The organism is Phytopseudomonas argentinensis (assembly GCF_900113905.1).
Classification (GTDB): Bacteria; Pseudomonadota; Gammaproteobacteria; order Pseudomonadales; family Pseudomonadaceae; genus Aquipseudomonas; species Aquipseudomonas argentinensis.
In genome coordinates, this window is record NZ_FORC01000005.1 from 62,486 (window position 1) to 81,972 (window position 19,487).

Genomic DNA, 19,487 nt, shown 5'->3' on the forward strand with positions numbered 1-19,487 from the left:
CGGAAAACAAGATGGCAGTAAAATACCCCGCTTTTCGCAAGAAATTCCCGCTTCTGGTAACGGGTGGCCTGTTGGCCCTGCAGCCCTTCGCCAGCCCATTCGCCACCGCTGCCGAACAATTCGACTGCCAGGCATCGCCAACCGGCGGTTGGGCCTGTGCACCGAAATCCAGCACCGCCAACCTGCCGAGCCGGCCGACCCACAGTGCCAACTCGGTGAGTGCCGGCACGGGCGCGACGGCGGCCGCCAAGCCTGATACCAAGGCTGCGCCGACGCAAGTGACCGAAGCCGGTGGCCGAGCCCTGGCATCACGCAGCGCCGACTATAGCCACCTGGACTGGGTACCGCGTGAAAAGCTGACCAGCGCGCAACTGGCGGAGATCGGCCCGGCCTGTTCCGGTGCCTACATCGAGCCTAGCCGCCCGGGCATGAATGACACCACGCCGATGAGCGAAGCGCCGATGTTCGTGTCGGCCAAGGCTTCGCGCTATCAGCAGGAAGAGCAGGTCGCGACCCTCGCCGGTGACGTGGTCGTACGCCAGGCCGGCATGCAGGTCGAAGCCGACGAGGCCAACCTGCACCAGGCCGAAAACCGTGGCGAGCTGGTCGGTAATGTCCGCCTGCGCGACAAGGGCGCCCTGGTGGTCGGTGATCGTGGCGAACTGCAACTGGACAATGGCGAAGCGCGCATCGACAACGCCGAGTACGTGATGCATGCCGCCCATGTGCGCGGCAGCGCGGCTTACGCCAAGCGTGAAGAAACCGCGATCATCCGCCTCAAGGATGGCACCTACACCAGCTGCGAACCGGGCAGCAACGCCTGGCACCTGACCGGCAACAACATCACCCTGAATCCGGCCACCGGCTTCGGCACCGCGACCAACGTCACGCTGCGGGTCAAGGATTTCCCGGTGTTCTATACGCCGTACATCTATTTCCCGATCGACGACCGTCGCCAGTCCGGCTTCCTGCCGCCGAGCTTCGGCAGTTCGGGCAGCAATGGCCTGACTCTGCAGACCCCGTACTACTTCAACCTGGCGCCGAACTTCGACGCCACCCTGTACCCGACCTACATGGCCAAGCGTGGCCTGCTGCTCGAAGGCGAATACCGCTACCTGACCCGCAACAGCGAAGGCCAGGTCGGCGCCGCCTACCTGGACGACCAGGAAGACGAACGCAAGCTGCAGTCGGGCTACAAGGACCAGCGCTGGATGTACAGCTGGCAGCACAAGCAAGGCCTCAATGACCGCCTGCTGGCCGAGGTCGACTACACCGATATCAGCGACCCCTACTACTTCCAGGATCTGAAGACCGATCTGGGCATCGAAACCTCCAGCTACGTCGACCAGCGCGGCACGCTGACCTGGCGCGGTGACAGTTACACCGCTCGCCTGAACGCCCATGCGTACGAACTGGCCACCATCACCGACGTGACGCCCTACGATCGGCTGCCGCAGATCACCCTGGACGGCAAGCTGCCGTTCGAGCCGGGCGGCCTGAACTTCACCTACGGCACCGAACTGGTTCGTTTCGATCGTGATCTGCGTAGTGGCAATTACATAAATCAGGACGGAATATCGGAAGGGCCCTGGAACGACGCCAATGTTTTCGGCTTGGCTCGTGCAAACGGCACCCGAATGCATGTGGAGCCTGGTGTGAGCCTGCCGCTCGATTGGAGCTGGGGTTTTATCAAGCCGCAGATCAAGTACCTGCAAACCAACTACGATCTAAGCCTTGATGCTCAGGGCAAACGTAACATTGCAGAAATCGCTGCGAACGATCCTTTAAACCCTCTCGCACAGGAGAAGTACAGCAGCAGCCAGAACCGTGGCGTCGGCATGTTCAGCGTCGACAGCGGCCTGTATTTCGACCGTCAGACTTCGCTGTTCGGTCGCGAGACCCGGCAGACCCTCGAGCCGCGCCTGTTCTACCTCTATGTTCCAGAGGAAGACCAGACCGATATCCCGGTGTTCGATACCAGCGAAAGCACCTTCAACTATTCTTCGCTGTGGCGTGAAAACCGCTTCACGGGCAAGGATCGCATCGGCGACGAGAACAAGATTTCCCTCGGCGTGACCAGCCGCTGGATCGAGCCGAACGGCTTCGAGCGTCAGCGCTTCAGCATCGGCCAGGCCTTCTATTTCGAAGACCGCAAGGTGCAGATGCCCGGTATCGACTACCGCACCCGCGATGAGGCACAGTCGTCAGTATCACCCTACGCCCTGGAATACATGTACCGCTACAACCAGGACTGGCGCTTCACCTCGGACTTCAACTGGGATCCGGATGCACACCGCACCCGCTCTGGCAGCGCGATGTTCCACTATCAGCCAGCCGACAACCCGCGCAAGATCGTCAACGCCGGCTACCGCTATCGCAACGACACCCTCAACTACGACGAAAGTACCGGTCGTTGGGGCTTCGGCAGCGACTATGGCACGCCGGGCAGTAGCACCTACATCAAGGACTACTACAAGATCAGCCAGCATGACTTCTCGGTCATCTGGCCAATCGGCCCGCAGTGGAGCCTGATCTCGCGCTGGCAGTACGACTATGGCCGCAACCGCACACTCGAAGCCTTCGGTGGTTTCGAGTACGACAGCTGCTGCTGGAAACTGCGCGTCATCAACCGCTACTGGATCGACTACGACGAGGTCAGCCTCAACCCCTCGCGTAACGACCAGGCCGACAGCGGTATCTTCCTGCAGATCGTCCTCAAAGGCCTGGGTGGCGTGACTGGCAATAACGTTGAGACATTCCTCGACCAAGGCATTCAAGGTTACCGTGAACGTGAAGAGCAAGCTCGCTGAGTGCATGCGCCCCCTGCTGTTGGGCGCGTTGTTTCTGGGTACTGCGGCGCACGCCGATGTACAGCCTCTCAACCGCGTGGTGGCGATCGTCGATAACGACGTGATCATGCAAACCCAACTCGACGCCCGGGTACGCGAGGTGCAACAGACCATCGCCAAGCGCGGCGCCGAGGTGCCGCCGGCCAACGTGCTGACCCAGCAGGTACTCGATCGCCTGATCCTCGAGAACATCCAGCTGCAGATGGGCGAGCGCTCCGGCATTCGCATCAGCGACGAAGAGCTCAACCAGGCCATGGCCACCATTGCCCAGCGCAACGGCATGACCCTCGAGCAGTTCCGCGACGCCCTGGCCAAGGACGGTCTGTCGTTCAACGACGCTCGCGATCAGGTGTCCCGCGAGATGATCATCAGCCGTGTGCGCCAGCGCCGGGTGGCCGAGCGCATTCAGGTCACCGAGCAGGAAGTGAAGAACTTCCTTGCCTCGGACCTGGGCAAGATGCAGCTGTCCGAGGAGTTCCGGCTGGCCAACATCGTCATCCCGGTGCAGGAAGATGCCTCATCCGACGCCCTGCAAGCTGCCGAGCGCCGCGCCCAGGACCTCTACCAGCAAGCGCGCCAGGGCGCCGATTTCGGCCAACTGGCGATTGCCAACTCGGCCAGCGAAACCGCGCTGGACGGTGGCGACATGGGCTGGCGCAAGGCCGCGCAATTGCCGCCGCCGTTCGACAGCATGATCAGCGCCATGGGCGTTGGCGACGTCACCGAGCCGATTCGCACCCCGGGCGGTTTCATCCTCCTCAAGGTGCTGGAGAAGCGTGGCGGTGAGGCCGCGGCCGTGCGTGAGGAAGTGAACGTACGCCACATCCTGATCAAGCCGAGTGAGATCCGCACCGACGCCGAAGCCAAGGTACTGGCCGAGCGCCTGTATCAGCGCATCGAGTCCGGGGAAGACTTCGCCGAGCTGGCGAAGAATTTCTCCGAAGACCCGGGCTCGGCCCTCAACGGCGGCAGCCTGAGCTGGATCGACCCGAATGCTTTGGTACCGGAGTTCCGCGAGGTGATGAACAACACCGCCAGCGGTGAGGTTTCCAAGCCATTCAAGAGCCAGTTCGGCTGGCACGTGCTGCAGGTCATGGGCCGTCGCGCCACCGACAGCAGCGAGCAGATGCGCGAGCAACAGGCACTCAACCTGCTGCGCAACCGCAAGTACGAGGAAGAGCTGCAAACCTGGCTGCGTCAGATCCGCGACGAGGCCTATGTGGAAATCAAGCTGTAACCCAGCCTGAAACCACCAAGCCCGGCCCTGTGCCGGGCTTTTTCATTTGCGCGTAAGCTACCATCACCAGCGCCTGCCCTCGAGACCGGATCATGCCCCATAACCCGCGCTTCGCCCTCACCCCTGGAGAACCTGCCGGCATCGGCCCCGACCTGTGCCTGCTGCTTGCCCGGCAGCAGCATCGCCATCCGCTGATCTGCATTGCCAGTCGCGCGCTGATGCAAACCCGTGCCCTGCAGCTGGGCCTGGCTATCAACCTGATCGAAGTCGGCCCCGCCGCCTGGCCGCAACAGCCCGCCGCGGCCGGCAGTCTGTATGTGTGGGATACCCCGCTGGGCGCGCCGGTAGAAACCGGACAGCTGAACGGCGCCAATGCCGTCTATGTCCTGCAGACCCTGACGCGCGCGGCCCAAGGCTGCCTGGATGGCCACTTTGCCGGGCTGGTCACCTGCCCCGTGCACAAGGGCATCATCAACGAAGCGGGGATAGCCTTTTCCGGGCATACCGAGTTTCTCGCCGACCTCACCGGCACGCCGCAGGTGGTGATGATGCTGGCGACCCATGGCCTGCGCGTGGCCCTGGTGACGACCCACCTGCCGCTCAAGGACGTGGCAGGCGCCATCACCGCCGAGCGCCTGCTCAAGGTCACCCGTATCCTGCATGCCGACCTGCGCGACAAGTTCGGCATTGCCAAGCCGCGTATTCTGGTCTGCGGCCTCAATCCCCACGCCGGCGAAGGCGGCCACCTCGGGCGCGAGGAGATCGAGGTCATCGAGCCTGCGCTGCAGCAGCTGCGTGAGGAAGGTATGGATCTGATCGGCCCCTTGCCCGCCGATACGCTGTTCACCCCCAAGCACCTGGAACACTGTGATGCGGTGCTTGCCATGTACCACGACCAGGGTTTGCCCGTACTCAAGTACAAGGGCTTTGGCGCCGCCGTGAACGTGACCCTGGGCCTGCCGATCGTGCGGACCTCGGTCGACCACGGCACCGCGCTGGATCTTGCCGGCACCGGGCGGATCGACAGCGGCAGCCTGCAGGTCGCCCTGGAGACCGCGTACCAGATGGTGCGCCGCCCGGTCGCCGGCTGAGCGTGGCGCAGCAGACGGCGAGCGGCGCCGCGCGGCCAGCGATCCCTGCTAAACTGCGCGTTTTCGCCTGACCGCTTTACGCTCTTGCCTGACGCTTGCAGCTTGAAGCCTGGAGCTGCTTTTCAGATGTCCGAGCCTTACCAACACCGTGCGCGCAAGCGCTTTGGCCAGAACTTTCTTCATGACGCCGGGGTGATCCACCGTATCCTGCGCGCCATACACGCCCGCGAAGGCGAGCACCTGCTGGAAATCGGTCCCGGCCAGGGCGCACTTACCGAAGGGCTGCTCAACAGCGGCGCACAGCTCGACGTGATCGAACTGGATCTGGACCTGATCCCGATCCTGCAAGCCAAGTTTGCGGATCAGCCGCGCTTTCGCCTGAACCAGGGCGATGCCCTGAAGTTCGACTTCAACAGCCTGCAGCCAACGCCTGGCAGCCTGCGGGTGGTCGGTAACCTGCCTTACAACATCTCGACGCCGCTGATTTTTCACCTGCTCGACAATGCCCACCTGATCCGCGACATGCACTTCATGCTGCAGAAGGAAGTGGTCGAACGCCTGGCTGCCGGCCCCGGTGGCGGCGACTGGGGACGCTTGTCGATCATGGTGCAATACCATTGCCAGGTAGAGCACCTGTTCAATGTCGGCCCGGGCGCGTTCAACCCGCCGCCCAAGGTTGACTCGGCCATCGTGCGCCTGGTGCCCCATCAGGTGCTGCCGCATCCGGCCAAGGATCATCGCCTGCTCGAGCGCGTGGTGCGTGAAGCCTTCAATCAGCGCCGCAAGACGCTGCGCAACACCCTCAAGGCGCTATTGCCGGCCAGCGAAATCGAAGCCGCCGGCGTCGACGGCAGCCTGCGCCCGGAGCAGCTGGACCTGGCCGCCTTCGTGCGCCTGGCCGACCAGTTGGCCCTGCAACCCGCGCCTTCGCCCACCTGACTGATCGAGTGCCCATGTCCGACTCTCGCTACCAGATCGACGTCAACATCGTCACCCGCTACCTGCCTGAGCAGTCGCAGCCGCAGCAGAACCGTTTCGCCTTCGCCTACGACGTGACCATCAGCAACAATGGCAGCCTGCCCGCGCAGCTGTTGTCACGCCACTGGGTGATCACCGACGGTAACGGCCAGGTTCAAGAAGTGCGCGGCACCGGGGTGATCGGTGAACAACCGCTGATCGCCCCCGGCGACAGCCACCGCTACAGCAGCGGCACACTAATGGCCACCCAGGTGGGCACCATGCAGGGCAGCTACCAGATGCTGGCCGAAGACGGTCGGCGTTTCGAGGCGCCGATCGCGCCCTTCCGCCTCGCCGTGCCCGGCGCCCTGCACTGATGGCCACCTATGCCGTCGGCGACTTGCAGGGTTGCCTGAAACCGCTGCAGTGCCTCCTCGAGCGCGTGGCCTTCGATCCGGCCCATGACCGGCTGTGGCTGGTCGGCGATCTGGTCAATCGCGGCCCGGCGTCGCTGGAGACCCTGCGCTTTCTCTATGCCATGCGCGAAGCCCTGGTTTGCGTGCTGGGCAATCATGACCTTCACCTGCTCGCCGCCGCGCGCAATATCGAGCGCCTCAAGCGCGGCGACACCCTGCGCGAGATCCTCGAGGCGCCGGATCGTGACGAGCTGCTGGATTGGCTGCGCCAGCAGAAGCTGCTGCATTACGACGAGCAGCGCGATACCGCCCTGGTGCATGCAGGCATACCGCCGCAGTGGAATATCGCCAAGGCGCTGCGCCGCGCCGCCGAAGTCGAGAACGCGCTACGCGACGATGCCCTGTACCCGATGTTCCTGGACGGCATGTACGGCAACGAGCCGGCACGCTGGGACAAGGAACTGCACGGCATCGCCCGGCTGCGGGTGATAACCAACTATTTCACCCGCATGCGCTTCTGCAAGGCCGATGGCACCCTGGACCTGAAAAGCAAGGAAGGCCTGGACACCGCACCGCCCGGCTACCTGCCGTGGTTCAGCCACAGGCAGCGCAAGACCCGTACCCAGAAGATCATCTTCGGCCACTGGGCAGCCCTGGAGGGTCACTGCGACGAGCCCGGCGTGTTCGCACTGGATACGGGCTGCGTGTGGGGCGGCAGCATGACCCTGATGAATATCGATAGCGGCGAATACCATCGCTGCGACTGTAGCGAGGAAACAGCATGAGCGAGTTCAAACGCATCGCCCCCGAACAGGCCCAGGCCCTGCGTGAGAAAGGCGCTGTGGTCGTCGACATTCGCGATCCGCAGAGTTTCGCCGCCGGGCATATCAGCGACGCCCTGCACCTGGACAACTATTCGCTGGCCGACTTCATCGCCAAGGCCGACCTGGACGAGCCGCTGATCGTCACCTGCTATCACGGCAACTCCAGCCAGGGCGCCGCGGCCTATCTGGTCGGTCAGGGCTTCTCCGACGTCTACAGCCTCGACGGCGGCTTCGAGCTGTGGCGCACCACCTACCCGCAGGACACCGAAACCAGCCAGCCGGAGTGAAGTGCCGCCAGCCCAGTTAGCCCCGCCAGTGCCCACGCCGGTGATAAATATTTTGCCCAGCCAAGCCCCCGCCGATACTGGGTTTGGCTCCTCGCGCAGCGCCGCAATGGCGCTTCGTACGGCAATTGCGCCTTGACCTTGCCGATTACCAACTATCCTTGTCCTAGGCCATTCCAATCAGGTAGCCGGCCAACCGGCCGAACGGGCCATCGGTAATCACCTTCAGCAGCCAGCCAGGGCCAAGCAGCACAGGGTCAGGCGGGAGAAGGCAGCCGATACGCCTTGCGCGAAGCGCAGGGTGGCTGTCCTCGACCTGCCATGCCATGGACGGCCGACCATGAGGTTCTGACTGACTACGGGGTGTTTGGGGGATTCATCTCGGCAACGCGAGCGCCGAGTCTGCATGCACCCGCTCGACCGATCCCGGCCGGCTCCCAGCATCGAGCGAGGTGAAGTCATGAGCATTTTCAGTCACTTCCAGCAACGATTCGAGGCGACGCGCCAGGAGGAGTACTCGCTGCAGGAGTACCTCGAACTGTGCAAACAGGATCGCAGCGCCTATGCCAGCGCCTCCGAGCGCCTGCTGATGGCGATCGGCGAACCGGAGCTGCTCGACACCTCCCACAACCCCAGGCTGTCGCGGATCTTTTCCAACAAGGTGATCCGCCGCTACCCTGCCTTTGCCGACTTCCATGGCATGGAGGAATGCATCGAGCAGATCGTCTCCTACTTCCGCCATGCAGCCCAGGGCCTGGAAGAGAAGAAACAGATCCTCTATCTGCTCGGCCCGGTCGGCGGCGGCAAGTCCTCGCTGGCCGAAAAGCTCAAGCAACTGATGGAGAAAGTGCCCTTCTACGCCATCAAAGGCTCGCCGGTCTTCGAATCACCCTTGGGCTTGTTCAATGCCGCAGAAGATGCCGCCATTCTCGAAGAGGATTACGGTATTTCGCGCCGCTATCTCGGCAGCATCATGTCGCCTTGGGCGAGCAAGCGCCTGGCCGAGTTCGGTGGCGATATCAGCCAGTTCCGGGTGGTCAAGCTCTACCCCTCGATCCTCAACCAGATCGCCATCGCCAAGACCGAGCCGGGCGACGAGAACAACCAGGACATCTCGGCCCTGGTCGGCAAGGTGGATATTCGCAAGCTTGAGGAATTCCCGCAGAACGACGCCGACGCCTACAGCTACTCGGGCGCGCTGTGCCGGGCCAACCAGGGCCTGATGGAATTCGTAGAGATGTTCAAGGCGCCGATCAAGGTGCTGCACCCGCTGCTCACCGCCACCCAGGAAGGCAACTACAACAGCACCGAGGGCCTGGGCGCGATTCCCTACAATGGCATCCTGCTGGCCCACTCCAACGAGTCGGAGTGGCACACCTTCCGTAACAACAAGAACAACGAAGCCTTCATCGACCGCATCTATATCGTCAAGGTGCCTTACTGCTTGCGCGTCAGCGACGAGATCAAGATCTACGACAAGTTGCTGGTCAGCAGCTCTCTGGCCAACGCCCATTGCGCGCCCGATACCCTGAAGATGCTCGCGCAGTTTTCCACCCTGTCGCGTCTCAAGGAGCCGGAAAACTCCAACATCTACTCGAAGATGCGCGTCTATGACGGCGAAAACCTCAAGGACACCGACCCCAAGGCCAAGTCGATTCAGGAGTATCGCGACGCCGCCGGTGTCGACGAAGGCATGAACGGCCTGTCGACCCGCTTTGCCTTCAAGATCCTCTCCAAGGTGTTCAACTTCGATCCTCACGAGGTAGCTGCCAACCCGGTGCACCTGCTCTACGTACTGGAACAGCAGATCGAGCAGGAACAGTTCCCGGGCGAAACCCGCGAGCGCTATCTGCGGTTCATTAAGGAGTACTTGGCACCGCGCTATATCGAGTTCATCGGCAAGGAGATCCAGACCGCCTACCTGGAGTCCTACAGCGAGTACGGCCAGAACATCTTCGACCGCTACGTGCTGTACGCCGATTTCTGGATCCAGGACCAGGAATACCGCGACCCGGAAACCGGCGAGATCCTCAATCGCGTGGCGCTCAACGAGGAGCTGGAGAAGATCGAGAAACCGGCCGGTATCAGCAACCCAAAGGATTTCCGCAACGAGATCGTCAACTTCGTGCTGCGCGCCCGGGCCAACAACAACGGCAAGAACCCGACCTGGCTCAGCTACGAAAAGCTGCGGGTGGTGATCGAGAAGAAGATGTTTTCCAACACCGAAGACCTGTTGCCGGTCATCAGCTTCAACGCCAAGGCCAGCAAGGAGGATCAACAGAAGCACAACGACTTCGTCAAACGCATGGTCGAGCGCGGTTACACCGAGAAGCAGGTACGCCTGCTGTCCGAGTGGTATCTGCGCGTACGTAAATCGCAGTAAGCGGCCTCTGATGCAGGCCACGGTCAATTCGCCGTGGCCTGCATCAGCAGTGCCCGGAGGGCTTGTATGAGCTACGTGATCGACCGTCGCCTCAATGGCAAGAACAAGAGCACGGTGAACCGTCAGCGGTTCATTCGTCGCTACCGCGACCACATCAAGAAGGCCGTGGAGGACGCCGTCAGCCGCCGCTCCATCACCGACATGGAGCACGGCGAGCAGATCAGCATCCCCGGCCGGGATATCGACGAGCCGGTGTTGCACCATGGCCGCGGCGGCAAGCAGACCGTCGTTCACCCTGGCAACAAGGAGTTCGTCGCCGGGGAACGGATTCCCCGCCCGCAAGGTGGCGGAGGTGGTCAGGGCGCCGGCAAGGCCAGCAATTCCGGCGAGGGCATGGATGAGTTCGTGTTCCAGATCACCCAGGAAGAATTCCTGGACTTCATGTTCGAGGATCTGGAGCTGCCCAATCTGGTCAAGCGCCACCTGACCGGTGCGGAAACCTTCAAGACCGTGCGCGCCGGGATCAGCAGCGAAGGCAACCCGTCACGCATCAATATCGTGCGCACCCTGCGCTCGGCCCATGCCCGGCGCATCGCGCTATCCGGCAGCAGCCGGGCCAAGCTGCGCGAGGTGAAGGCCGAGCTGGAGCGCCTGCGCCGCGAGGAGCCGGACAACTTCAGCGACATCCAGTTGCTCGAGGCCGAGATCGAGCGCCTCAGTGCACGCATTCACCGCATCCCGTTTCTCGACACCTTCGACCTCAAGTACAACCTGCTGGTCAAGCACCCCAACCCCAGTTCCAAGGCGGTGATGTTCTGCCTGATGGACGTGTCCGGCTCGATGACCCAGGCGACCAAGGACGTCGCCAAGCGCTTTTTCATCCTCCTGTATCTGTTTCTCAAGCGTAACTACGACAAGATCGACGTGGTGTTCATCCGCCACCACACCAGCGCCAAGGAAGTCGACGAGGAGGAATTCTTCTATTCACGGGAAACTGGCGGCACCATCGTCTCCAGTGCGCTGAAAATGATGCAGGAGATCATGGCCGAGCGTTACCCGGCCAACGAATGGAACATCTACGGCGCCCAGGCTTCGGATGGCGACAACTGGAACGACGACTCGCCGCTGTGCCGGGATATCCTGATCAAGCAGATCATGCCCTTCGTGCAGTACTTCACCTACGTGGAGATCACCCCGCGCGAGCACCAGGCGCTGTGGTTCGAGTACGAGCGAGTGGCCGAGGCCTTTGGTGAAACCTTCGCCCAGCAGCAACTGGTGTCGGCCGGCGATATCTACCCGGTGTTCCGCGAACTGTTCCAGCGGAGGCTATCGACATGAGCCCCAGCAGCAAGAAACGCCAGCCCCTGTCCACCGGCTCGGAATGGACCTTCGAGTTGATTCGCGACTACGACCGGGAAATCAGCCGCCTGGCCGAGCGCTACGCCCTCGATACCTATCCCAACCAGATCGAAGTGATCACCGCCGAGCAGATGATGGATGCCTATGCCTCGGTCGGCATGCCCCTGGGTTACCACCACTGGTCCTACGGCAAGCAGTTTCTCAGTACCGAGAAGTCCTACAGCCGCGGGCAGATGGGCCTGGCCTACGAGATCGTGATCAACTCCGATCCCTGTATCGCCTACCTGATGGAAGAGAACACCATCACCATGCAGGCCCTGGTGATCGCCCACGCCTGCTACGGGCACAACAGCTTCTTCAAGGGCAACTACCTGTTCCGCACCTGGACGGATGCCAGTTCGATCATCGACTACCTGGTGTTCGCCAAGCAGTACATCACCCAGTGCGAGGAGCGCCATGGTATCGATGCGGTCGAGGACCTGATCGATTCCTGCCACGCGCTGATGAACTACGGCGTGGATCGCTACAAGCGCCCCTACCCGATTTCCGCCGAGGAAGAGCGGCGTCGCCAGAAGGATCGCGAGGAGCACCTGCAGCGGCAGATAAACGACCTATGGCGCACCATTCCCAAGAGCGCCAGCAGGGCCGATGAAAGTGACCACCAACGCTTTCCCGCCGAGCCCCAGGAAAACATCCTGTATTTCCTCGAGAAGCATGCACCGCTGCTCGAGTCCTGGCAGCGCGAAGTGATCCGCATCGTGCGCAAGATCGCCCAGTACTTCTACCCACAGCGCCAGACCCAGGTGATGAACGAAGGCTGGGCGACCTTCTGGCACTACACCCTGATGAACGACCTTTACGATGAAGGCCTGGTCACCGACGGTTTCATGATGGAATTCCTGCAGTCGCACACCAGCGTGGTGTTCCAGCCATCGTTCGACAGCCCCTATTACAGCGGCATCAACCCCTATGCCCTGGGTTTTGCCATGTACCGGGACATCCGCCGCATCTGCGAAGAGCCCACCGAGGAGGATCGGCACTGGTTTCCGGAGATCGCCGGCAGTGACTGGCTGAGCACCCTGAAATTCGCCATGACCAGCTTCAAGGACGAGAGCTTCATCCTCCAGTACCTGTCGCCCAAGGTAATCCGCGACCTCAAGCTGTTCAGCATTCTCGACGACGACCAGAAAGACGAACTCAGCGTGCCGGCCATCCATGACGAACCTGGCTACCGCACCATCCGCGAAACCCTGGCAGCCCAATACAACCTCGGCAATCGCGAGCCCAACGTGCAGATCTGGAGCATCGACCGGCGCGGCGACCGCTCACTGACCCTGCGCCACTTCCAGCACGACCGCAAGCCGCTGGGCAGTTCCACCGAAGAAGTGCTCAAGCACCTACACCGCCTGTGGGGTTTCGACATTCACCTGCAGACGCTGCAAGGCGACCGTATCGTCAATACCCAGCACGTACCACCCAGGAGCGATGGCGCGCCGGACGGCGATCATCCGCGCCTGGATCTGCATATCCCTCCGCTCTAGCTGCGCAGAGACACCGCGCAACGACAGGCTCCGGCGCAGCGGTTATCCTCTGCGCATGACGGAGACTCTATATGCAGATCTACAAAGTCGGCGGCGCCGTGCGCGACCGCCTGCTCGGCCGCCCGGTGACCGAGGTCGACTGGGTAGTGGTAGGCGCTACCACCGAAACCATGCTGGAACAGGGGTACCGCCCGGTGGGCGCGGATTTCCCGGTGTTCCTGCACCCGCAATCGGGCGAGGAATATGCCCTGGCCCGCACCGAACGCAAGAGCGGTCGCGGTTACGGCGGCTTCACCTTTCACGCCAGCCCCGAGGTGACGCTGGAAGAAGACCTGATCCGCCGCGACCTGACCATCAACGCCATCGCCGAAGATCAACACGGCAATCTGATCGACCCCTATGGTGGCCAGCGTGATCTGGCGGCCAGGCAACTGCGCCATGTCTCGCCGGCCTTCGCCGAAGACCCTCTTCGTGTGCTGCGCGTGGCGCGCTTCGCGGCGCGTTACGCGCCGCTGGGCTTTGGCGTAGCGCCGGAAACCCTCGAACTGATGCGCCAGCTGGCCGAATCCGGCGAGCTGGATGCGCTGACCCCGGAACGCAGCTGGAAGGAAATCTCCCGGGCATTGATGGAGCCACGCCCGGACGTGTTCATCGGCGTGCTACGCGACTGCGGCGCTCTCGCGGCCATGCTTCCGGAAGTCGACGCGCTGTTTGGCGTGCCGCAGCCCGCGGCCCATCACCCGGAAATCGATACCGGTGAGCATGTGCTGGCGGTGCTGCGCCAGTGCGCCAGGCACCAGCAACCACTGCCCGTGCGCTGGGCCTGCCTGCTGCATGACGTGGGCAAGGGCAGGACCAACCCTGCGGACTGGCCGCGACACATCGCCCATGAACATCGGGGCATCCCCCTGATTCAGGCCATCAACAGCCGTTGCAAGGTGCCCAAAGAGTGTCAGGAGCTGGCCGAACTGGTGGGCGAATTTCATACCCACGCCCATCGGGCGCTTGAGCTGCGCGCCTCGACGCTGCTGGAGCTGATGCAGCGCTTCGACGTATTCCGTCGCCCGCAACGCTTCGAAACCTTTGTCGCCGCGTGTGAAATGGATGCCCGCGGTCGTCATGGCCTGGAGGATCGTGAGTATCCTCAAGCGGCCTATCTGCTGGATGCCATGGCGGCGGTACGTCAGGTGGCGGTGCAGCCGCTGCTGGAACGCGGCTACAAGGGCGCCGAGCTGGGCGAGGCGCTCAATCGTGAGCGCCTGACGGTATTGAAGGGCTTCAAGCAGGCTCGCGAAAAAACCGGTTAGGGTGAGGGCAAAAGGTCAGGTGGCGTCAGTTCCACCCCACGCCACTGGAAAGGCACCGGCCATAATTGCTGCTCGATCCGCGCCGCCTGCCAGAGCTCCGCGAAGCGGCGCCCCACGCCCGGGTGCTCGACCTCGGGCACCAACAGGGCGAGCGGCCGGAGCACGAAGGCGTTCTTGAGGATCTCCACGCGGGGCAGTATCAGCCCGTCGAAGTTGCCGACCAGCTCGCCGTAGGTCAATACGTCGATATCCAGGGGCAGACCCTTGCGATCCGGCGCATAGCGGCCATTGTCTGCCTCGATGAATTTCAGCCGCCGATCCAGCTCGGTCAGTGGCAACGCCGTGTAGCCGGCGATCACCAGGTTGAAGAACGGGCCGCTCTTGATGCCCACCGCCAGGCTTTCGAACACAGGCGAGCAGCGCATCTCGGTGACGATCTCGGCCAGGGCATCGAGGCCGGCACGCAGATGGGCTTCGCGCTCGATATTGCTGCCCAGGCCCAGCAGGATTGGCGTTAGCGACATCCGCGCTCGATCTCCACACCGACACCGCCACGGGCTGCCGGTACGGCACCCGGCTTGGTAACGCGCAAGCGCACCCAGGGTATGGCGAATTCGCTCATCAACAGCGCCACCAGGCGCTCGGCAAAGGTCTCCACCAGGATGAACTGCGACTCGCTGGCAAAGGCCTGGATGCGCGTCGACAGCGTGGCATAGTCCAAGGCCTTGTTCAGGTCGTCATCCTGGGCAGCGGGCCGGTTGTCCCAGCCCAGCCATAGATCCAGCTGCAGGCACTGGCGAATGGTGCGTTCCCAATCGTAGGCACCGATGACGGTGTCGACTTCCAGCCCTGCGATAAACACTGTGTCCAAGCATGCTCTCCACGGCACGACAAGCTCGCCGTACCTCGTTAGAATCGGCCATCCCCCGGCGCGGAATGGATACCATGTTTTGGCTGCTGGCGATCCTCGCCTACCTGCTCGGCTCGCTGTCCTTCGCTATCCTGCTCAGCCGCATGACCGGTCTGGCAGACCCGCGCGCCAGCGGCTCGGGCAACCCCGGCGCCACCAATATGCTCAGGGTGGCGGGCAAACGCCTGGCCATTCTCACGCTGATTGGCGATCTGTTCAAAGGTTTGCTGCCGGTGCTGATCGCCGCCCACCTTGATTTCACCCTGCGCCAGCAAGCCTGGCTGGGTCTTGCGGCGGTAGTCGGCCACCTCTATCCGATCTACTTTCGCTTTCGTGGCGGCAAGGGCGTCGCCACCGCGGCCGGCATGCTGCTGGGGCTTTACCCGCCGGCGGCGCTGCTGGCGCTGTGCACCTGGCTGCTGACCTTCAGCCTGACCCGCACCAGCTCCCTGGCGGCGCTGACCGCCGCACCGATGACCTTACCGCTACTGGCCTGGCAACGCCCGGCTGCCCTGCTACCGATGTGCGTGCTCAGCGGACTGATCGTCTGGCGGCACCGGCGCAATCTACGTGATCTGTGGGCGGGCCGCGAACGGCAGTTTTGATCTGGTCTGCTCGTGACAGCGCAGGCTTACCTTTCGATTAAAAACAGTGGTGCATGGCGGCGAAAGCGGCCGGTTGCCGCTTCCACAGATAATGCGCCGATGTCCGCTTCTGCTTTCAGCCGCCCCGTCACCCGCACATCACCAGCACACCAATCCTCACAACGCCGGCAACTGCTCCATCGGCCAGCGGGCCTGCACGGTGATTGCCAGGTCTTCATGCTGCCCAGCCAGCAGACGCTGGCAACCGGCGTAGGCGATCATCGCGCCATTGTCGGTACAGAATGCCGGACGTGCGTAAAACACCTTGCCCTTCAGCGCTGCCGTCATGTCTTCGAGCGACGTGCGCAGCGCCCGATTGGCACTCACCCCACCGGCGATCACCAGGCTGTTCAGGCCGGTCTGCTTGAGCGCGCGGCGGCACTTGATGGTCAGCGTCTCGACCACGGCCTGCTGGAAGGCCAAGGCCACATCACAGCGGGACTGCTCGCTGTCATCACCGCTGTTCTGGCACTGCTGCCAGGTATTGAGGGTGAAGGTCTTCAGACCGCTGAAGCTGAAATCCAGGCCTGGGCGATCGGTCATCGGCCGCGGAAACACGAAGCGCCCGGGTGTGCCGCGTTCGGCAAGCCGAGCGATTTCCGGGCCACCCGGATAGCGCAGGCCCATCAGCTTGGCGGTCTTGTCGAAGGCCTCGCCGGCGGCGTCGTCCAGCGACTCGCCGAGCAATTGGTACTGGCCGATGCCATCGACCCGCACCAGTTGGGTATGGCCGCCGGAAACCAGCAGCGCAACGAAGGGAAAAGCCGGCGGTGCATCCTCCAGCATGGGCGCCAGCAGGTGGCCTTCCATGTGGTGCACGCCAATGGCCGGAATGTCCCAGGCGAACGCAAGCGCCTGGGCGCAGGAGGCACCGACCAGCAGCGCGCCGACCAGGCCGGGGCCGGCGGTGTATGCGATGGCGTCGATATCGGTGGCCACGCAACCGGCGTCGTCCAGCACCTGGCGAATCAGCGGCAGCATGCGCTTGACGTGGTCACGCGAGGCCAGCTCAGGCACTACGCCGCCGTAGGCACGGTGCAGGTCGATCTGACTGAACAGCGCATCGGCGAGCAGGCCACGCTCGCTGTCGTAAAGCGCGACGCCGGTTTCGTCGCACGAAGTTTCCAATCCCAGCACCAGCATGGTTTCGCCTTGAATTAAACAGCCCACAGGGCGTAAAAGGCCGGCATGATAATCGCCGCTCGGCGGCACAGACCAGTGGTTTTCGATCAGAGGCTTTGCATTCCGCTTGACGAGGCGGTAACATCCGCAACCCTTAAAAACCTGTGATCTTTCCGTGCCGATGCCAGGAAGACACAAACCTCCGGTAATAAAGAAGGTAGCCCTGGATGCCAGCCGTCAAAGTTAAAGAGAACGAACCCTTCGACGTAGCTCTGCGTCGTTTCAAGCGCTCCTGCGAAAAAGCCGGTGTTCTGGCCGAAGTTCGTAGCCGCGAATTCTACGAAAAGCCGACCGCCGAGCGTAAGCGTAAAGCCGCTGCCGCTGTTAAGCGTCACGCCAAGAAAGTGCAGCGCGAGCAGCGCCGCAGCGTTCGCCTGTACTAATAGCGTACACGCAGCGCCCGAATGCCCGGCTCGCCCGGGCATCATCGTCAAGAACTCCGCATCGCCTGCTGGCGAACTGGCGGAGTTTTTGCATTTGTGCCGTTACTCTTCTGGACACCCCTGAGCGTCTATGGCCGGCCTGATCCCGCAATCCTTCATCGATGACCTGCTCAACCGCACCGACATCGTCGACGTGGTGAGTTCGCGCATCCAGCTGAAGAAGACCGGCAAGAACTACAGCGCCTGCTGCCCGTTCCACAAGGAAAAGACCCCCTCCTTCACGGTCAGCCCGGACAAGCAGTTCTATTACTGCTTCGGCTGCGGCGCCGGCGGCAATGCCCTGGGCTTCGTCATGGACCACGACCAGACGGATTTCCCGCAAGCCGTCGAGGAACTGGCCAAGCGCGCCGGCATGGAAGTGCCGCGCGAGGACAACGGCCGTGGCGGCAAGCCTCGCCAGGCTACCGATTCACCACTGTACGCCCTGCTCAAGGCGGCTGCCGACTTCTACCGCCAGGCCCTGAAAAGCCACCCGCAGCGCCGCGCCGCGGTCGAGTACCTGAAGGGCCGCGGTCTGTCCGGCGAGATTGCCCGGGATTTCGGCCTCGGTTTCGCCCCACCGGGCTGGGACAACCTGCTCAAGCACCTGGCCGGCGACAGCCTGCAGCACAAGGCGATGATCGATGCCGGTCTGCTGGTGGAGAATGCCGACAGCGGCAAGCGTTACGACCGCTTTCGCGACCGGGTCATCTTCCCCATCCACGACAGCCGCGGCCGGGTGATCGCCTTCGGCGGCCGGGTACTGGGCGACGACAAACCCAAGTACCTGAACTCGCCGGAGACCCCGGTGTTCCACAAGGGCCAGGAACTCTACGGCCTGTACGAGGCCCGCAAGCACAACCGCAACCTCGACGAGATCATGGTGGTCGAGGGCTACATGGACGTCATCGCCCTTGCCCAGCAGGGCCTGCGCAACGCCGTCGCAACCCTGGGCACTGCCACCAGCGAAGAACACCTCAAGCGCCTGTTTCGCCTGGTACCCAGCGTGCTGTTCTGCTTCGACGGCGACCAGGCCGGGCGCAACGCGGCCTGGCGCGCCCTGGAAGCCGCCCTGCCGAATCTGCAGGACGGCCGCCGCGCACGCTTTCTGTTCCTGCCCGAAGGCGAGGACCCGGACACCCTGGTACGCAGCGAAGGCACCGACGCCTTCCAGGCGCGCATTCACCAGCACGCCCAGCCGCTGGCCGATTACTTCTTCCAGCAACTGAGCGAAGAAGCCGACCCACGCTCGCTGGAAGGCAAGGCGCACCTGGTCACCCTGGCCGCACCGTTGATCGACAAGATTCCCGGCAACACGCTGCGCGCCCTGATGCGCCAGCGCCTGACCCAGATCACCGGCCTGGACGCCAGCACCATGGGCCAGACACAGGCCGCCCCGACACGCCAACCGCCCGCAGCCCAGCAAGGCCACGACAATCACCTGCCGCCCTTCGAAGCCCTCCCGGACAGCGCCTACTACGACGCGCCACAAGGCTATGAAGAACAGGCGATACCTGCCCAAGCCTTCGAGCGCCCCGCCAGAAAGCCGGGCAAAGGCGAATGGAAGAAAGACGGCGGCAAATGGAAGAAAGGCCGTGACGAGTACCATCCGCCACGTACCGCGGTCAGCGTGGAGTCGCCGCACCTGAGCGCCCTACGCAGCCTGCTGCACCACCCCGAGCTGGCACAGAAGGTCGAGGATGTCAGCAACTTCGCCGCAGAAGACGACACTTATGCCCAGTTACTGGTGGCCCTGGTAGGTACCCTGCAGAAGCAACCGAACCTGCGCTCGCTGCAGTTGATCGCCCGCTGGCACGGCACCGAACAGGGTCGCCTGCTTAAGGTATTGGCAGAAAAAGAATGGCTGATCGACAGGGACAACCTTGAACGGCAGTTTTTCGACACCATAACTACACTTGCCCGTAGTCAGTCGCTCAGGCGACGCGAAACCGCTCTGCGCAGCATCATGCAGAAAAGCCCGAGCGACCTCACCGACGAGGAAAAGGCCCTGTTACGCGAGCATTACAGCAGCCTCAACTCGCCCAGCAAGACCCCAACTGGCGCCTGAGCGCCGAGCTGAG

Annotated in this window: 17 protein-coding genes; 14 read left to right on the forward strand and 3 right to left on the reverse strand. The window is 62.9% G+C overall.

Features of this window, described 5'->3' with window-relative positions; genetic code table 11:
* The first annotated feature begins 11 nt into the window (after positions 1 to 11).
* The 11 genes from BM154_RS20865 (at position 12) to BM154_RS20915 (ending at position 14,248) form a co-directional block, all read left to right on the forward strand.
* Positions 12 to 2,810, forward strand: a complete 2,799-nt coding sequence (locus tag BM154_RS20865; protein ID WP_074888940.1) for an LPS-assembly protein LptD — start codon at positions 12 to 14, stop codon at positions 2,808 to 2,810.
* Entirely contained in the window at positions 2,785 to 4,086 is a 1,302-nt protein-coding gene (locus BM154_RS20870) for a peptidylprolyl isomerase (RefSeq protein ID WP_074888942.1), read from the forward strand. The genes BM154_RS20865 and BM154_RS20870 overlap by 26 nt, the downstream gene beginning before the upstream one ends.
* A gap of 92 nt (positions 4,087 to 4,178) precedes the next feature.
* Positions 4,179 to 5,177: a 4-hydroxythreonine-4-phosphate dehydrogenase PdxA gene (gene pdxA / locus BM154_RS20875; protein ID WP_074888944.1), complete on the forward strand. Its 999-nt coding sequence runs from the start codon at positions 4,179 to 4,181 to the stop codon at positions 5,175 to 5,177.
* Positions 5,178 to 5,303: 126 nt separating this feature from the next.
* Complete coding sequence (gene rsmA, locus BM154_RS20880) at positions 5,304 to 6,116, forward strand: 16S rRNA (adenine(1518)-N(6)/adenine(1519)-N(6))-dimethyltransferase RsmA (RefSeq protein ID WP_074888947.1); 813 nt, start codon at positions 5,304 to 5,306, stop codon at positions 6,114 to 6,116.
* Positions 6,117 to 6,130: 14 nt separating this feature from the next.
* On the forward strand, positions 6,131 to 6,511 hold the full coding sequence (apaG, locus tag BM154_RS20885) for a Co2+/Mg2+ efflux protein ApaG (protein ID WP_074888948.1): 381 nt from the start codon (positions 6,131 to 6,133) through the stop codon (positions 6,509 to 6,511).
* Complete coding sequence (locus BM154_RS20890) at positions 6,511 to 7,335, forward strand: symmetrical bis(5'-nucleosyl)-tetraphosphatase (protein ID WP_074888951.1); 825 nt, start codon at positions 6,511 to 6,513, stop codon at positions 7,333 to 7,335. Before apaG ends, BM154_RS20890 begins: the two co-directional genes overlap by 1 nt.
* The gene (glpE, locus tag BM154_RS20895) at positions 7,332 to 7,661 is read left to right on the forward strand and encodes a thiosulfate sulfurtransferase GlpE (RefSeq protein WP_074888953.1); all 330 of its coding nucleotides are present in this window, start codon (positions 7,332 to 7,334) and stop codon (positions 7,659 to 7,661) included. The genes BM154_RS20890 and glpE overlap by 4 nt, the downstream gene beginning before the upstream one ends.
* Before the next feature lie 457 nt (positions 7,662 to 8,118).
* Positions 8,119 to 10,041, forward strand: a complete 1,923-nt coding sequence (locus BM154_RS20900; RefSeq protein WP_070886122.1) for a PrkA family serine protein kinase — start codon at positions 8,119 to 8,121, stop codon at positions 10,039 to 10,041.
* A gap of 66 nt (positions 10,042 to 10,107) precedes the next feature.
* Positions 10,108 to 11,379 carry a YeaH/YhbH family protein gene (locus BM154_RS20905; protein WP_074888956.1) on the forward strand — a complete coding sequence of 424 codons (1,272 nt, stop codon included), beginning with the start codon at positions 10,108 to 10,110 and terminating at the stop codon, positions 11,377 to 11,379.
* Entirely contained in the window at positions 11,376 to 12,941 is a 1,566-nt protein-coding gene (locus tag BM154_RS20910) for a SpoVR family protein (RefSeq protein ID WP_074888959.1), read from the forward strand. The genes BM154_RS20905 and BM154_RS20910 overlap by 4 nt, the downstream gene beginning before the upstream one ends.
* Before the next feature lie 71 nt (positions 12,942 to 13,012).
* On the forward strand, positions 13,013 to 14,248 hold the full coding sequence (locus BM154_RS20915) for a multifunctional CCA addition/repair protein (protein ID WP_074888962.1): 1,236 nt from the start codon (positions 13,013 to 13,015) through the stop codon (positions 14,246 to 14,248).
* On the opposite strand, the gene folK is transcribed toward BM154_RS20915, so the two are convergent.
* Positions 14,245 to 14,772: a 2-amino-4-hydroxy-6-hydroxymethyldihydropteridine diphosphokinase gene (gene folK / locus BM154_RS20920; protein ID WP_074888965.1), complete on the reverse strand. Its 528-nt coding sequence runs from the start codon at positions 14,770 to 14,772 to the stop codon at positions 14,245 to 14,247. The two genes, BM154_RS20915 and folK, sit on opposite strands and share 4 nt — an antisense overlap.
* Positions 14,763 to 15,119 (reverse strand): dihydroneopterin aldolase, encoded by a 357-nt coding sequence (gene folB / locus BM154_RS20925; RefSeq protein WP_074888968.1) that lies wholly within the window; start codon positions 15,117 to 15,119, stop codon positions 14,763 to 14,765. The genes folK and folB overlap by 10 nt, the downstream gene beginning before the upstream one ends.
* A 74-nt stretch (positions 15,120 to 15,193) precedes the next feature.
* On the opposite strand from folB, the gene plsY reads away from it, so the two are divergent.
* Complete coding sequence (gene plsY, locus BM154_RS20930; RefSeq protein WP_074889259.1) at positions 15,194 to 15,763, forward strand: glycerol-3-phosphate 1-O-acyltransferase PlsY; 570 nt, start codon at positions 15,194 to 15,196, stop codon at positions 15,761 to 15,763.
* 156 nt (positions 15,764 to 15,919) lie between these two features.
* Here the strand turns inward: plsY and tsaD are convergent, their stop codons facing one another.
* Positions 15,920 to 16,945, reverse strand: a complete 1,026-nt coding sequence (gene tsaD, locus BM154_RS20935; protein WP_074888971.1) for a tRNA (adenosine(37)-N6)-threonylcarbamoyltransferase complex transferase subunit TsaD — start codon at positions 16,943 to 16,945, stop codon at positions 15,920 to 15,922.
* A 206-nt stretch (positions 16,946 to 17,151) separates the two neighbouring features.
* Here tsaD and rpsU point away from each other — a divergent pair, with 206 nt between their 5' ends.
* On the forward strand, positions 17,152 to 17,367 hold the full coding sequence (rpsU, locus tag BM154_RS20940) for a 30S ribosomal protein S21 (protein WP_003290642.1): 216 nt from the start codon (positions 17,152 to 17,154) through the stop codon (positions 17,365 to 17,367).
* Positions 17,368 to 17,497: 130 nt separating this feature from the next.
* Positions 17,498 to 19,474, forward strand: coding sequence for a DNA primase (gene dnaG, locus BM154_RS20945; protein WP_074888975.1), 1,977 nt, complete (start codon positions 17,498 to 17,500; stop codon positions 19,472 to 19,474).
* The last annotated feature ends 13 nt before the right edge of the window (positions 19,475 to 19,487 follow it).